Below are 15860 nucleotides of genomic sequence, written 5' to 3'. Positions count from 1 at the left end.
ACCGCGCCTAGTCTGGATCCACGACTTCTGATTTTTTCGCGAGGACTTATTCATGGCTGGCAAGGCAAGCTTCAACTGGATCGATCCACTGCTGCTGGATCAACAGCTCACCGAAGAAGAGCGCATGGTGCGTGACAGCGCCGAGCAATTTGCGCAGGACAAGCTGGCTCCTCGTGTGCTCGAAGCCTTCCGCCATGAAAAGACAGACCCCGCTATTTTCCGTGAGATGGGCGAAACCGGTTTGCTGGGGGCAATGATCCCCGAGCAATACGGCGGCAGCGGGTTGAACTACGTCAGCTACGGTTTGATTGCTCGTGAGGTCGAGCGTGTCGACTCCGGCTATCGCTCGATGATGAGTGTGCAGTCTTCCCTGGTCATGGTGCCGATCAATGAGTTTGGTACCGAGGCGCAAAAACAGAAGTATTTGCCCAAACTGGCCTCTGGTGAATGGATCGGTTGCTTTGGGCTGACCGAGCCCAACCATGGTTCCGATCCGGGCGCGATGATTACCCGTGCACGCAAAGTGGATGGCGGCTACAGCCTGACCGGCGCGAAGATGTGGATCACCAACAGTCCGATTGCGGATGTGTTTGTGGTGTGGGGTAAAGACGATGCGGGAGATATCCGTGGCTTTGTCCTGGAAAAAGGCTGGAAAGGTCTGAGCGCTCCGGCTATCCACGGCAAGGTGGGGTTGCGGGCTTCCATTACCGGTGAAATCGTCATGGATAACGTATTTGTGCCGGAAGAAAATATCTTCCCGGATGTACGTGGTTTGAAAGGGCCGTTTACCTGCCTTAACTCGGCACGGTACGGGATCTCCTGGGGTGCGCTGGGGGCTGCTGAGTTCTGCTGGCATACCGCGCGCCAGTACACACTCGATCGCCAGCAGTTTGGTCGCCCATTGGCTGCCACTCAGCTGATCCAGAAGAAGCTGGCAGACATGCAGACCGAGATTACCTTGGCCCTGCAAGGTTGCCTGCGCCTGGGGCGGATGAAGGATGAGGGTACGGCGGCGGTGGAGATCACTTCGATCATGAAGCGTAACTCGTGTGGCAAGTCATTGGACATCGCGCGCATGGCCCGGGACATGCTGGGCGGTAACGGCATCTCTGACGAGTTCGGGGTGGCACGCCACCTGGTCAACCTGGAAGTGGTCAATACCTATGAAGGGACCCATGACGTGCATGCCTTGATCCTGGGGCGCGCGCAAACCGGTCTTCAAGCGTTCTATTAATGGGAGCATGGGCATGGGCGCGCTTTCGCATCTGCGAGTGCTGGATTTGTCGAGAGTACTCGCGGGCCCTTGGTCCGGGCAGATTCTTGCAGACCTTGGGGCCGAGGTGATCAAAGTCGAAAGGCCGGGCAGCGGCGATGACACGCGCGCTTGGGGCCCTCCCTTCCTTAAGGATGCGGATGGCGAGAACACCAGTGAGGCGGCGTACTACCTGTCGGCCAACCGTAATAAAGAGTCGGTGACCATCGACTTTACGCGACCTGAAGGCCAGAAACTGGTACGCGACCTGGCTGCCAAGTCGGACATCCTGATCGAAAACTTCAAGGTGGGTGGCCTTGCGGCGTATGGGCTGGACTACGAGTCCCTCAAAGAGGTTAACCCGGAGCTGATTTACTGCTCCATCACGGGGTTTGGCCAGACGGGCCCCTATGCGATGCGCGCCGGTTACGACTTCATGATCCAGGGTTTGGGTGGGCTCATGAGCCTGACGGGGCGGTCTGAAGGGGATGAAGGCGCCGGGCCGGTAAAGGTTGGCGTAGCCTTGACCGATATCTTGACCGGGCTCTATTCGACCGTGGCGATTTTGGCTGCGCTAGCTCATCGCGATCACGATGGTGGTGGGCAGCACATCGACATGGCTTTGCTGGATGTGCAGGTGGCTTGCCTGGCGAATCAGGCGATGAATTACCTGACCACCGGGACGCCGCCGAAGCGCCTGGGCAACGCTCACCCTAATATTGTGCCCTATCAGGATTTCCCCACTGCCGATGGAGATTTCATTCTCACCGTAGGCAATGACGGGCAGTTCCGTAAATTCGCTGAAGTCGCTGGGCAACCACAATGGGCGGATGACGTGCGTTTCGCCACCAATCGCGCACGGGTGGCTAATCGCGCGGAGCTGATTCCCTTGATTCGCCAGGCGACGGTCTTCAAGACTACCGCTGAGTGGGTGTCGCAGCTGGAGCGAGTGGGCGTGCCGTGTGGGCCGATTAATGATCTGGCGCAGGTGTTTTCCGATCCTCAGGTCAAGGCGCGTGGCTTGGCGGTGGAGTTGCCTCATGCATTGGCGGGGATGGTGCCTCAGGTTGCGAGCCCGATACGCTTATCCAAGACGCCTGTGGAGTATCGGAGTGCGCCTCCTCTATTGGGGGAGCATACGCTTGAGGTGCTGCAGGGAGTTCTGGGGCTGGGAGCTGCTCATGTGGCTGCGTTGAAGGAGGCGGGTGTTATTTGAGTTTTCCCTTCTATATAGAGGCGCAGTGGGGGAGTTGGTTGTTTTTTAACCGAAGCTAACTTATTGATAGAAAAGCAAAATTAAGAGTTGACGGCGAATTATATCTGTCTATAATTCGCCCCACTTCCGGCGCAGTCGAAACGGAAAACTCTTTGGTAAACAATGAGTTATGCAGTTTTCGGCAGCAAGTTGCTTCAGTTCATCGAAGCCGAAAGGAAGTTGAAAAAGAGGTGTTGACAGCAGCGTGTAACGCTGTAGAATTCGCCTCCCGCTTACGAGAGATCGCAAGCGCAAGTGGTTGAAGTTGTTGAAGAAATCTTCGAAAACTTCTGAAAATAACCACTTGACAGCAAATGAGGCTGCTGTAGAATGCGCGCCTCGGTTGAGACGAAAGATCTTAACCAACCGCTCTTTAACAACTGAATCAAGCAATTCGTGTGGGTGCTTGTGGAGTCAGACTGATAGTCAACAAGATTATCAGCATCACAAGTTACTCCGCGAGAAATCAAAGATGTAACCAACGATTGCTGAGCCAAGTTTAGGGTTTCTTAAAAACCCAAAGATGTTTGAACTGAAGAGTTTGATCATGGCTCAGATTGAACGCTGGCGGCAGGCCTAACACATGCAAGTCGAGCGGTAGAGAGAAGCTTGCTTCTCTTGAGAGCGGCGGACGGGTGAGTAATGCCTAGGAATCTGCCTGGTAGTGGGGGATAACGTTCGGAAACGGACGCTAATACCGCATACGTCCTACGGGAGAAAGCAGGGGACCTTCGGGCCTTGCGCTATCAGATGAGCCTAGGTCGGATTAGCTAGTTGGTGGGGTAATGGCTCACCAAGGCGACGATCCGTAACTGGTCTGAGAGGATGATCAGTCACACTGGAACTGAGACACGGTCCAGACTCCTACGGGAGGCAGCAGTGGGGAATATTGGACAATGGGCGAAAGCCTGATCCAGCCATGCCGCGTGTGTGAAGAAGGTCTTCGGATTGTAAAGCACTTTAAGTTGGGAGGAAGGGTTGTAGATTAATACTCTGCAATTTTGACGTTACCGACAGAATAAGCACCGGCTAACTCTGTGCCAGCAGCCGCGGTAATACAGAGGGTGCAAGCGTTAATCGGAATTACTGGGCGTAAAGCGCGCGTAGGTGGTTTGTTAAGTTGGATGTGAAATCCCCGGGCTCAACCTGGGAACTGCATTCAAAACTGACTGACTAGAGTATGGTAGAGGGTGGTGGAATTTCCTGTGTAGCGGTGAAATGCGTAGATATAGGAAGGAACACCAGTGGCGAAGGCGACCACCTGGACTAATACTGACACTGAGGTGCGAAAGCGTGGGGAGCAAACAGGATTAGATACCCTGGTAGTCCACGCCGTAAACGATGTCAACTAGCCGTTGGAAGCCTTGAGCTTTTAGTGGCGCAGCTAACGCATTAAGTTGACCGCCTGGGGAGTACGGCCGCAAGGTTAAAACTCAAATGAATTGACGGGGGCCCGCACAAGCGGTGGAGCATGTGGTTTAATTCGAAGCAACGCGAAGAACCTTACCAGGCCTTGACATCCAATGAACTTTCTAGAGATAGATTGGTGCCTTCGGGAACATTGAGACAGGTGCTGCATGGCTGTCGTCAGCTCGTGTCGTGAGATGTTGGGTTAAGTCCCGTAACGAGCGCAACCCTTGTCCTTAGTTACCAGCACGTAATGGTGGGCACTCTAAGGAGACTGCCGGTGACAAACCGGAGGAAGGTGGGGATGACGTCAAGTCATCATGGCCCTTACGGCCTGGGCTACACACGTGCTACAATGGTCGGTACAGAGGGTTGCCAAGCCGCGAGGTGGAGCTAATCCCATAAAACCGATCGTAGTCCGGATCGCAGTCTGCAACTCGACTGCGTGAAGTCGGAATCGCTAGTAATCGCGAATCAGAATGTCGCGGTGAATACGTTCCCGGGCCTTGTACACACCGCCCGTCACACCATGGGAGTGGGTTGCACCAGAAGTAGCTAGTCTAACCTTCGGGAGGACGGTTACCACGGTGTGATTCATGACTGGGGTGAAGTCGTAACAAGGTAGCCGTAGGGGAACCTGCGGCTGGATCACCTCCTTAATCGACGACATCAGCTGCTCCATAAGTTCCCACACGAATTGCTTGATTCATTGAAGAAGACGATAGAAGCAGCTTTAAGCTCCAAGCTGATAGCTCTTAGCTAATCAGTTACGCGCTCGAAATTGGGTCTGTAGCTCAGTTGGTTAGAGCGCACCCCTGATAAGGGTGAGGTCGGCAGTTCGAATCTGCCCAGACCCACCAATTTTGTTATGGGGCCATAGCTCAGCTGGGAGAGCGCCTGCCTTGCACGCAGGAGGTCAACGGTTCGATCCCGTTTGGCTCCACCATTAACTGCTTCTACTTGTTAGAGTTTAGAAATGAATATTCTGAAGTGAATATTGATTTCTAGTCTTTGATTAGATCGTTCTTTAAAAATTTGGGTATGTGATAGAAAGATAGACTGAACGTTACTTTCACTGGTAACGGATCAGGCTAAGGTAAAATTTGTGAGTTCTCTTAATTGAGAAATTCGAATTTTCGGCGAATGTCGTCTTCACAGTATAACCAGATTGCTTGGGGTTATATGGTCAAGTGAAGAAGCGCATACGGTGGATGCCTTGGCAGTCAGAGGCGATGAAAGACGTGGTAGCCTGCGAAAAGCTTCGGGGAGTCGGCAAACAGACTTTGATCCGGAGATGTCTGAATGGGGGAACCCAGCCATCATAAGATGGTTATCTTGTACTGAATACATAGGTGCAAGAGGCGAACCAGGGGAACTGAAACATCTAAGTACCCTGAGGAAAAGAAATCAACCGAGATTCCCTTAGTAGTGGCGAGCGAACGGGGACTAGCCCTTAAGTGGCTTTGAGATTAGCGGAACGCTCTGGAAAGTGCGGCCATAGTGGGTGATAGCCCTGTACGCGAAAATCTCTTAGTCATGAAATCGAGTAGGACGGAGCACGAGAAACTTTGTCTGAATATGGGGGGACCATCCTCCAAGGCTAAATACTACTGACTGACCGATAGTGAACTAGTACCGTGAGGGAAAGGCGAAAAGAACCCCGGAGAGGGGAGTGAAATAGATCCTGAAACCGTATGCGTACAAGCAGTGGGAGCCCACTTTGTTGGGTGACTGCGTACCTTTTGTATAATGGGTCAGCGACTTATTTTCAGTGGCGAGCTTAACCGAATAGGGGAGGCGTAGCGAAAGCGAGTCTTAATAGGGCGTCTAGTCGCTGGGAATAGACCCGAAACCGGGCGATCTATCCATGGGCAGGTTGAAGGTTGGGTAACACTAACTGGAGGACCGAACCGACTACCGTTGAAAAGTTAGCGGATGACCTGTGGATCGGAGTGAAAGGCTAATCAAGCTCGGAGATAGCTGGTTCTCCTCGAAAGCTATTTAGGTAGCGCCTCATGTATCACTGTAGGGGGTAGAGCACTGTTTCGGCTAGGGGGTCATCCCGACTTACCAAACCGATGCAAACTCCGAATACCTACAAGTGCCGAGCATGGGAGACACACGGCGGGTGCTAACGTCCGTCGTGAAAAGGGAAACAACCCAGACCGTCAGCTAAGGTCCCAAAGTTATGGTTAAGTGGGAAACGATGTGGGAAGGCTTAGACAGCTAGGAGGTTGGCTTAGAAGCAGCCACCCTTTAAAGAAAGCGTAATAGCTCACTAGTCGAGTCGGCCTGCGCGGAAGATGTAACGGGGCTCAAACCATACACCGAAGCTACGGGTATCACGTAAGTGATGCGGTAGAGGAGCGTTCTGTAAGCCTGTGAAGGTGAGTTGAGAAGCTTGCTGGAGGTATCAGAAGTGCGAATGCTGACATGAGTAACGATAATGGGTGTGAAAAACACCCACGCCGAAAGACCAAGGTTTCCTGCGCAACGTTAATCGACGCAGGGTTAGTCGGTCCCTAAGGCGAGGCTGAAAAGCGTAGTCGATGGAAAACAGGTTAATATTCCTGTACTTCTGGTTATTGCGATGGAGGGACGGAGAAGGCTAGGCCAGCTTGGCGTTGGTTGTCCAAGTTTAAGGTGGTAGGCTGGAATCTTAGGTAAATCCGGGATTCTAAGGCCGAGAGCTGATGACGAGTTACCTTTTAGGTAACGAAGTGGTTGATGCCATGCTTCCAAGAAAAGCTTCTAAGCTTCAGGTAACCAGGAACCGTACCCCAAACCGACACAGGTGGTTGGGTAGAGAATACCAAGGCGCTTGAGAGAACTCGGGTGAAGGAACTAGGCAAAATGGCACCGTAACTTCGGGAGAAGGTGCGCCGGTGAGGGTGAAGGACTTGCTCCGTAAGCTCATGCCGGTCGAAGATACCAGGCCGCTGCGACTGTTTATTAAAAACACAGCACTCTGCAAACACGAAAGTGGACGTATAGGGTGTGACGCCTGCCCGGTGCCGGAAGGTTAATTGATGGGGTTAGCTAACGCGAAGCTCTTGATCGAAGCCCCGGTAAACGGCGGCCGTAACTATAACGGTCCTAAGGTAGCGAAATTCCTTGTCGGGTAAGTTCCGACCTGCACGAATGGCGTAACGATGGCGGCGCTGTCTCCACCCGAGACTCAGTGAAATTGAAATCGCTGTGAAGATGCAGTGTATCCGCGGCTAGACGGAAAGACCCCGTGAACCTTTACTATAGCTTTGCACTGGACTTTGAATTTGCTTGTGTAGGATAGGTGGGAGGCTTTGAAGCGTGGACGCCAGTCTGCGTGGAGCCATCCTTGAAATACCACCCTGGCAACTTTGAGGTTCTAACTCAGGTCCGTTATCCGGATCGAGGACAGTGTATGGTGGGTAGTTTGACTGGGGCGGTCTCCTCCTAAAGAGTAACGGAGGAGTACGAAGGTGCGCTCAGACCGGTCGGAAATCGGTCGTAGAGTATAAAGGCAAAAGCGCGCTTGACTGCGAGACAGACACGTCGAGCAGGTACGAAAGTAGGTCTTAGTGATCCGGTGGTTCTGTATGGAAGGGCCATCGCTCAACGGATAAAAGGTACTCCGGGGATAACAGGCTGATACCGCCCAAGAGTTCATATCGACGGCGGTGTTTGGCACCTCGATGTCGGCTCATCACATCCTGGGGCTGAAGCCGGTCCCAAGGGTATGGCTGTTCGCCATTTAAAGTGGTACGCGAGCTGGGTTTAGAACGTCGTGAGACAGTTCGGTCCCTATCTGCCGTGGACGTTTGAGATTTGAGAGGGGCTGCTCCTAGTACGAGAGGACCGGAGTGGACGAACCTCTGGTGTTCCGGTTGTCACGCCAGTGGCATTGCCGGGTAGCTATGTTCGGAATAGATAACCGCTGAAAGCATCTAAGCGGGAAACTAGCCTCAAGATGAGATCTCACTGGAACCTTGAGTTCCCTGAAGGGCCGTCGAAGACTACGACGTTGATAGGTTGGGTGTGTAAGCGCTGTGAGGCGTTGAGCTAACCAATACTAATTGCCCGTGAGGCTTGACCATATAACACCCAAGCAATTTGAGTCGAAAGGCCAGATTGCGGTGTGTGAAGACGCAATGAACCGAAAGTTCGACGCTCACAAAATACCACGATCTATCACATACCCAATTTGCTGAAGCGAGGCCAGCTGGCCACGACTCAGTACCCGAATTTCTTGACGACCATAGAGCATTGGAACCACCTGATCCCATCCCGAACTCAGCAGTGAAACGATGCATCGCCGATGGTAGTGTGGGGTTTCCCCATGTGAGAGTAGGTCATCGTCAAGATTAAATTCCAAAACCCCTGTCTGCTAACGCAGACAGGGGTTTTGTTTATGTAGAAGCTCATGAATTTCACCGGCACGTTGCCAACGCAACGGTCTGGTACACAGAATTTCTTGACGACCATAGAGCATTGGAACCACCTGATCCCATCCCGAACTCAGCAGTGAAACGATGCATCGCCGATGGTAGTGTGGGGTTTCCCCATGTGAGAGTAGGTCATCGTCAAGATTGAATTCCGAAACCCCTGTCTGCTAACGCAGACAGGGGTTTTGTCGTTTAGGGCGGCCCACCGCAGCAAATCTGCCTTACGGCTACCGCCTGTCGGTTTCCTACGTTAAAAGAAGATGCTTCTCACAAATTCCTAAGATTTGTCGAAGTTTGGCCGAAAGCCTGACGAGCCATGCGTGCACCGAAATAGAGCGACCGCAGAGTCCGCCTATCCCGTTACATGGAATGTTCCACTCGGCACGCTCACCCCCCTTTGGCAAAAGAAGTCGATGAAATGAATCTCAAGTTCAGTCATAAAATTCTGTTGGCCGCGTCAGGCGTCGTGGTTTTAGCCTTCGCGTTATTTACCCTCTACAACGACTACCTGCAGCGCAGCACCATCAGGCAAAACCTTACGTCGTCCATCCAGCAATCCGGCGAGCTTACCGCCAGCAGTGTGCAGAACTGGCTCAGTGGTCGCATCCTGGTCCTCGAGAACCTGGCGCAGAACGTTGCCCACCAGGGCAGCGCCGCCGACCTCCCAGGTTTGGTCGATCAGCCAGCATTCACCACCAATTTCCAGTTCACCTATGTAGGTCAAACCAATGGGGTATTCACACAGCGCCCTGACGCGAAGATGCCTGACGACTACGACCCCCGTCAGCGCCCTTGGTACAAGCAAGCAGTAGTGGCGGACAAAACCATGCTTACTCCGCCTTATATGGCGGCTGTGGGCGGTCAGATCGTGACAATTGCCATGCCGGTGAAAAAGAATGGCGAGTTGTTGGGTGTTGTCGGTGGTGACCTGAGCCTGCAGACACTGGTGAAGATCATCAACTCGGTAGATTTCGGTGGTATCGGCCATGCGTTCCTGGTCAGCGGTGATGGCCAGGTCATCGTCAGTCCGGACCAGGACCAGGTGATGAAGAATCTCAAGGACATCTATCCCGGCACCAACGTGCGCATTGAGAAGCTCAATCAGGACGTTGTCCTCAACGGTCAGGATCGCATCCTTTCCTTCACGCCTATCAGCGGCTTGCCTGGCGCTGACTGGTACATCGGCCTTTCGATCGACAAAGAAAAAGCCTATGCCCCGCTGGGCAAATTCCGTACTTCGGCCTTGATTGCGATGTTGATTGCCGTTGTGGCTATTGCGGTGCTCCTGAGCCTGTTGATTCAAGTACTGTTGCGCCCGTTGACCACCATGGGCGTGGCCATGCAGGACATTGCCCAAGGCGAAGGTGATTTGACCCGACGTCTCGACGTGACCAGCAAAGACGAGTTCGGCGAGGTCGGCAGCGCATTCAACCAGTTCGTCGAGCGAATTCACGCGTCGATTTCCGAGGTGTCTTCGGCAACGCGCCAGGTGCACGATTTGTCCCAGCGTGTGATGGCTTCATCCAATGCGTCGATCATCGGTTCTGACGAGCAGAGCGCGCGTACCAACAGCGTGGCCGCAGCCATCAACGAGCTAGGGGCCGCCACCCAGGAAATCGCGCGCAACGCTGCTGACGCGTCCCAGCATGCCAGTGGTGCCAGCGAACAAGCTGACGATGGTCGTAAAGTGGTGGAGCAAACCATTCAGGCGATGTCGGAGCTTTCGCAAAAGATCAGCCTGTCCTGCACTCAGATCGAAACCCTTAATGCCAGTACCGATAACATCGGACACATCCTGGATGTGATCAAAGGCATTTCCCAGCAAACCAACTTGCTCGCCCTAAACGCGGCGATCGAAGCGGCCCGTGCGGGCGAAGCAGGGCGTGGTTTTGCCGTCGTGGCGGATGAAGTGCGTAATTTGGCGCACCGTACCCAGGAGTCGGCAGAAGAAATCCACAAGATGATCACTTCGCTGCAAGTGGGTTCGCGCGAAGCCGTGACCACCATGAACGCCAGCCAGGCTTCCAGCGAAGAAAGCGTCGAAGTCGCCAACCAGGCAGGTGAGCGTCTGGTCAGCGTGACGCAACGTATCGTTGAGATCGATGGGATGAACCAATCCGTCGCGGCCGCCACTGAAGAGCAGACTGCAGTGGTTGAAACCCTCAATGTCGATATCAACCAGATCAACTTGCTGAACCAGCAGGGTGTGGCCAACCTCAACGAGACGCTCAAGGACTGCGATGCGCTGTCCCAGCAGGCCAGCCGACTGAAGCAATTGGTCGATAGCTTCAAGATCTGATCCTGACCGCATCGGAGCGAGGCCTCTCGCTCCGATCGCTTGGTCTCACGTCCAGGGTGCTATTCAGAGGAAGCTGATAGCGCGCAGATAGTCGCAGCCTTTGCGTAACAGCGCCTGGCTCTTGGGTGGATAGCACATGCCCATTTTTTCCACGCCCCACCGGGCATTGTCGTAACGGATCATCGACGTGTCACCGATGTCCTCGCCCAGTCCGTCCAGGTAAAAGCCCAGCACTCCGAACAACGCGTTATTGCGGCTCACTTTGCGCAGCGCCCGTTGCCAGTGTTCAATGCTTACTCGGTCAAAAGCGTGCCCAGCCTCGCTGAAGGCGTCGAGGTACTGGTCCCAACTCAAGGGCAGCGGGTTGTGCAGGTTGAACACGTTTCGCCCAGGGTCAAAGCGCACGCTGTGGTAGGCGATGAAACGCGCCAGGAAGTCCACCGGCATCAGATCGAAATTGGCGTCCAGTCGCGGGACCATCCCTAATTGCAGAGACCCCTTGAGCATCAACATCAAGCGGTTTTTCTGTGGCTGGCAAACGCCGTTCTGGCTGTTGAAGCTGATATTTCCCGGCCGATGAATATTGACCCAGGCCCCTTGCTCGACTGCCCGTCCTAATAGCCGCTCGGCTACCCACTTGGAGAGGTTGTAGCCATTTTTCACATAGAGCGGCAGTGCGCGTCGGGCAGGCGCTTCAAGCACGGACCCGTCGACGTCCACGCTGCTGCAGGCTGACAGCGTCGAGATGAAATTGAGGACCTTCTTGCAATGGGTCTCGCAAAGACGCAGGCATTCCAGCACCGGCTCGACGTTGTCCTTGGCGAGTGAGGCGTAATCCATCACATGATTGACCTGCGCGGCGTTATGCACCAACACGCCGTAATGACGGGCGAGGTGCTCGTACACGTCGTCGGCCAAGCCCAGGCGAGGTTTACGAATATCGGCGGCGTATACCTGTACTCGGCTCAGGTCCAGATGTTCCAAGCGGTATTCGCGCAATGCCTGGGCGAACCTTGCCGCTGCCGAATGGCCGGGCAACTCGCGCACCAGGCACGCCACGTCCTGCGCCCCGCCAGCCAGCAGTGCCTGGACAATATGAACCCCGACAAAGCTGTTCGCGCCGGTGACGATGGCTTTGCGCGAGTCTCCCGCAAGGGTCTCGGGCAGCACCTCGACCTCCAGTGCTCGCGTCGCATCTTGTTCCATCTGGTCGGCTGGTGTATCCGGCAGCGCACTGCCATCCATGAGTGCGGCCAATGTGCGGATGGTCGGCGTCTCAAAAAAGGGGCTCAGGCAGAAGCTGCGGCCAAACTGCTCGCGCAGGCGTAGCAACAGGGTCGACAACAGAATGGAGTGGCCACCGAGGTTGAAAAAACTCTCATCAATCGAGAGTTCGCCTGCGGGTAATCCCAGCAGCTCACCCCACACGTCAGCCAGTTGTGCCTGCAAAGGGTCTTGTATGCGACAGCGATCCATCCCGATGGGTATGGGTATTGGCATGGCCAGCAAGGCCTTGCGATCGATCTTGCCGTTATTCGAATGGGGCATGCATGCCAGTTCGCTCCAAGCGCTGGGCTGCATATGCACGGGCAACCACTGCAGAGCATGTTCCTTCAGGCTTGCCAGCGTAGCGCCAGATTCCGGCTGGGCCGCAAAGCCGATGACTCTGTGTGCCGTATCGATCACCACTGCCACTTGGCGAAACAAGCGACTATCGCGCAAGCACTGTTCAATATCCTGAGGCTGAACTCGAAACCCGCGGATCTTGACTTGCTCATCCCTGCGGCCGCCCAGTTCGATGCCCTCTTGCGTCCATTTTGCCAAGTCGCCGCTGCGATAAGCCTGTAGCACTTGGCCATTTGGCAGTGTCAGCGTCACGAACGGATTGTCGGCCCGCGAGAGTGTATTCGAATAACCCAGGCTTACTCCGGGACCGACAATGTACAAGTCGCCCATTACCTGTTCATCCACGGGCTGCAGGTTCTCGTCGAGAATCAGTACCTGGCTGTTAGCGATGGGGAGGCCGATATTGCGATGGCTGTCACCTCGTTGGAATATCCGATGGGTCGCCAACACAGTGGCCTCGGTCGGCCCATAGAGGTTATGCAACTGGCATTGACTGGCCAGTTGTTCGATCACGCAGGGCTCGCAGAAATCACCTCCGGTCAGTAAATGAGTCATGCCCAACGGCTGATCCAGCGGCAGGATGCTGAGCAGTGCCGGTGGCACAAACCCATGAGTGACGCGTTGCTTGCGAATCAGCTCTACCAGTTGCTGAGGGTCGTGACGTTGGTCTGGGCTGGGCACAATCAACTCGGCGCCGGCGATCAATGCAGGGAAAATATCGATCAGTGAAGAATCGAAGCCCAGTGGCGAGAATTGCAGGACGCGACTGTGTTGATCCAACGCCACGCAACTGACGAGCCAGGCCGTGAAATGCGCCAGGTTGTATTGGCTCAGCAGTACCCCCTTGGGCTTGCCCGTCGTACCCGAGGTGAACAGTGCTACGCACGGCTCGTCGGCACGGGGGTGACGGTGCATCAGCGGTTGCGTCATGTCGGCGCTGTGCGCGGCCACCTGGCTCACATCAAGTGAAACGAAACGCTCTCGCAATGGGTGCTGGCCATTCTCCAGCAGCACACAGGCCTTGAGGCTGGTCAGCATGCAGTGCTGGCGTTGCTCCGGGTGGTCAGGCACCAGCGGCAAATACACGGCGCCACAGCCAAGCACCGCGAGAATGCTGGCGTACAACTCGGCAGATTTCTCCAGGCATACGCCGACCACTTGTGGAGCCTCGGCATCCTCCAGCAAGGGAAGCAGGCGTTGTTGAATAGCCATGGCTTGTTGCTGGAGCTGCCGATAAGTCAGCGCATGACCGGCGATGTTCAGCGCTGTTCGATGCGCGAAGGTATTGAGGCTGGCCTGCAGCCGTTCGATCATGGGCGTTCGGGCCGCGTGCAGTAAGGCAGGGTCCGCCGTGTGGTTGAACCGGTGCATGAAAGCCAAGGCATCCAGCGCTTGCAGGCCCTGTTCAGGCCAGGCGTTAGCAGCGGCCGTTGCCGAGAAATAAGCGGGGTCTCTTGAAAAACCGCAGACCAACAAAGCAGCCCACTCCACCACTGCATTCGTTGCCTGCTGACGCAACCGCTGCCCATTGCCGCTGGGTTCCTGGGCAACGTCGTGCACCGTCAGCAGGCTCCGCTCCCGGTCGTAGCAGCGTAACTGTAATGAGGGCAGCCCGTGTTCGCAGAGCGGGCCGATACCCACGCGCAAGCTTAACCATGGCGCACTGGCGGGCGAGGGCGGCAGCGGCTGACTCCCGTCTTCAATAACCAGATCCACAGACCCCGTTCCTGCCACATGCCCATATTGCTCCAGCTCCTGCCTGAGCGCCGCCAGAGCGTTACCGGTACCACGCCACTCGATCTGCAAGCGCCTCATGCCAACCTCCTCGATACGGGCAGGTAGTCGCGCAGGGCTCGTGCCACGCTGGGGGTTTGCAGTACGCCGCTGTGGTGCAGTAGGCCCATGATATTGGCCAGCAGCGGATGTTGGGGGGTGATGGGAAAGTCCAGCGCCTGGATTTCGTCGCGCAGTGTCCGGCGCGTATCGGCACTGATAGCCAAGTGTTCGATCAGTTGCAGATCGAAGTCTTTCTGTAGGTCGTTGGTCAGGTAGTGCGTCAGGAACACGGGCAGGGCTTGAGCAATGTGGTCGCGATCTTCAGAGCTTGCCGATTGCCAGTAGAGGTGCACCAACTGTGTCCAGAACCGCGCATGCCGCCCTTCATCAAACAGATGATCGGCCATCAGGCCGCGGACAGAGGATTTGACGCTGCCATCTTTGGAAAACGCTGCGACGTCATGGGTGACGGTGTTCTCAGCGATGGCGACGCCGATCAACTCTACGGCATCGTGCAAGTATGCCGGTACCTGTGCCTGGGCTGCCGGCAGCGCGCGGCCCAATTCAATTTGCCCGGGTAGATCGAGCGGTTGGATTCCGGTCATCTCCACGGCTTGCTGCAGGAAATCCAGCGCGACCAGCGCGTGGTAATCCTCGTCGACAACGACCGTCATCGCATCGTAGCGGCAGGCGAGCGGGAAGGGCAGGGAGAAGCGATTTTTAGCGATGCTGCGCGCGGTTTTGTCGACGATCTCTGTTTCGAAAATCACCACGTCATTGATGAATTTATAGAAGCTTTGCACCAGCACGAAGTCGCGCCATTGCGGGCAGTGCTTGAGAAAGGTTGCACTCAGCACCAGAGGCTGACGGCACAGGGGGAAGATGAGTTTGTCGTCGTCTTCCAACATCCGCCGGGGGCGTGTGCGGATGGTTGCGCGACGCTCCCAGTCGTCGGCAAAGGATTGGTAATGAGCGGCGTTCACGGACGTACCTCTTGCATCGAGGCCAGTACGTCGTCCCAGAGGGTAATACGACTCTGCACGGCGCCCAGGGCGGCGTTATCGGCCTGTTGCTGACGGCTGGGGTCTGCGTCGACCAGGCGCTGTAGCAACTGTTGCGCCGCGGGCTCGTGATCATCGCTGTCTATTTCGATATGGCGGCTGAGGTAGTGACATAGCGTAGGGGCCTGCCGACCTATGAAAGCATGGCTATGCAAAAGCCTTTCGAACATTGACGGAATCACACACTCTCGGCCATGCAGGAACGCCGCCGCCACACAGTGGGTCGGAGCGCTCAGGGCAATTTGTAAGGTGCTGTCGACGAAGCGGACCACGCCCTGGGGCGCATCGATCATCTGCAAGGCTGCGCTTACCTCCACTCCCTGGCGCTGCAGGTCGATAAAGCGAGTGATTGCGATCGTGCTGGCGCCCACTTCCGTCATTGCGTCCAGGTACAGCTCGAAGTGGCTGCAATAGCCCCGCGTCGGGTGCTCGTCCGACTCTTCCGCCAGCACGATTTCATTAATCAAGCGGGCAGCGTGCGGGTCAGTGGAGGGGAGCCAGGGCAACTGCATGCAAGTGAGGTCCTGTTGCAGGCGTTTGGTCAGGCTCATGAAATCCCAGACAGCAAAAACATGGTGTTTCATGAAGTGTTGTAACTTGCCGAGGCTGGTTATTTCTATAAATAACGGATGATCAAAAAGTTGTCGTTTTTTTTGCGCGAGTGAATGTGGGTACATGGTTGACGCCTATGAGTTGTTGCGAGTGCTCTAAAAGCAGTGTTGAAATATTATAGTTGTGAGTGCGAGAGTAACTTGAGCGC

At 55.2% G+C, this 15860-nt stretch carries 6 protein-coding genes, 2 tRNA genes and 4 rRNA genes; 9 read left to right on the top strand and 3 right to left on the bottom strand.

What is annotated here, in order from left to right; all coding sequences use genetic code 11:
* Nucleotides 1-52 precede the first annotated feature (52 nt).
* The 9 genes from HU730_RS12625 to HU730_RS12585 all read left to right on the top strand — a co-directional run bounded on the left by HU730_RS12625 (nucleotide 53) and on the right by HU730_RS12585 (nucleotide 10637).
* Nucleotides 53-1234 (top strand): acyl-CoA dehydrogenase, encoded by a 1182-nt coding sequence (locus tag HU730_RS12625; protein WP_003187423.1) that lies wholly within the window; start codon nucleotides 53-55, stop codon nucleotides 1232-1234.
* A 13-nt stretch (nucleotides 1235-1247) separates the two neighbouring features.
* Nucleotides 1248-2468 carry a CaiB/BaiF CoA-transferase family protein gene (locus HU730_RS12620; RefSeq protein ID WP_186526998.1) on the top strand — a complete coding sequence of 407 codons (1221 nt, stop codon included), beginning with the start codon at nucleotides 1248-1250 and terminating at the stop codon, nucleotides 2466-2468.
* A 568-nt stretch (nucleotides 2469-3036) separates the two neighbouring features.
* Nucleotides 3037-4573, top strand: a 16S ribosomal RNA gene (locus HU730_RS12615).
* A gap of 124 nt (nucleotides 4574-4697) precedes the next feature.
* Nucleotides 4698-4774, top strand: a tRNA-Ile gene (locus HU730_RS12610).
* Between the two features lie 10 nt (nucleotides 4775-4784).
* Nucleotides 4785-4860: transfer RNA gene (locus HU730_RS12605), tRNA-Ala, on the top strand.
* 238 nt (nucleotides 4861-5098) lie between these two features.
* Nucleotides 5099-7990 (top strand): 23S ribosomal RNA (locus tag HU730_RS12600).
* Between the two features lie 151 nt (nucleotides 7991-8141).
* Nucleotides 8142-8257, top strand: a 5S ribosomal RNA gene (gene rrf, locus HU730_RS12595).
* Nucleotides 8258-8366: 109 nt separating this feature from the next.
* A 5S ribosomal RNA gene (gene rrf, locus HU730_RS12590) occupies nucleotides 8367-8482 on the top strand.
* The 16S, 23S and 5S rRNA genes sit together here with 2 tRNA genes alongside, the layout of an rRNA operon.
* A gap of 274 nt (nucleotides 8483-8756) precedes the next feature.
* Nucleotides 8757-10637, top strand: coding sequence for a methyl-accepting chemotaxis protein (locus HU730_RS12585; protein WP_034125396.1), 1881 nt, complete (start codon nucleotides 8757-8759; stop codon nucleotides 10635-10637).
* A gap of 63 nt (nucleotides 10638-10700) precedes the next feature.
* Here the strand turns inward: HU730_RS12585 and HU730_RS12580 are convergent, their stop codons facing one another.
* Genes HU730_RS12580 through HU730_RS12570 form a run of 3 tightly spaced genes read right to left on the bottom strand, consistent with a single transcriptional unit; the run spans nucleotide 10701 to nucleotide 15777 of the window.
* Nucleotides 10701-14078, bottom strand: coding sequence for an amino acid adenylation domain-containing protein (locus HU730_RS12580; protein WP_186527896.1), 3378 nt, complete (start codon nucleotides 14076-14078; stop codon nucleotides 10701-10703).
* Nucleotides 14075-15022, bottom strand: coding sequence for a diiron oxygenase (locus HU730_RS12575; RefSeq protein ID WP_186527895.1), 948 nt, complete (start codon nucleotides 15020-15022; stop codon nucleotides 14075-14077). The genes HU730_RS12580 and HU730_RS12575 overlap by 4 nt, the downstream gene beginning before the upstream one ends.
* Nucleotides 15019-15777, bottom strand: a complete 759-nt coding sequence (locus tag HU730_RS12570) for a DUF3050 domain-containing protein (protein WP_186527894.1) — start codon at nucleotides 15775-15777, stop codon at nucleotides 15019-15021. The genes HU730_RS12575 and HU730_RS12570 overlap by 4 nt, the downstream gene beginning before the upstream one ends.
* Nucleotides 15778-15860 lie beyond the last annotated feature (83 nt).

Origin of the sequence: Pseudomonas sp. SWRI22 (genome assembly GCF_014268395.2) — a bacterium.
Classification (GTDB): domain Bacteria; phylum Pseudomonadota; class Gammaproteobacteria; order Pseudomonadales; family Pseudomonadaceae; genus Aquipseudomonas; species Aquipseudomonas paracarnis.
Note: the sequence above shows the minus strand (reverse complement) of the source record. Positions and strands in the feature narration are given on the sequence as shown.

Bases quoted from the DNA above. Each gene is read 5' to 3' on its own strand.
- HU730_RS12570 (WP_186527894.1), bottom strand. From the start codon at position 15,777: ATGTACCCACATTCACTCGCGCAAAAAAAACGACAACTTTTTGATCAT.
- HU730_RS12580 (WP_186527896.1), bottom strand. From the start codon at position 14,078: ATGAGGCGCTTGCAGATCGAGTGGCGTGGTACCGGTAACGCTCTGGCG.
- HU730_RS12620 (WP_186526998.1), top strand. From the start codon at position 1,248: ATGGGCGCGCTTTCGCATCTGCGAGTGCTGGATTTGTCGAGAGTACTC.
- HU730_RS12625 (WP_003187423.1), top strand. From the start codon at position 53: ATGGCTGGCAAGGCAAGCTTCAACTGGATCGATCCACTGCTGCTGGAT.
- HU730_RS12585 (WP_034125396.1), top strand. From the start codon at position 8,757: ATGAATCTCAAGTTCAGTCATAAAATTCTGTTGGCCGCGTCAGGCGTC.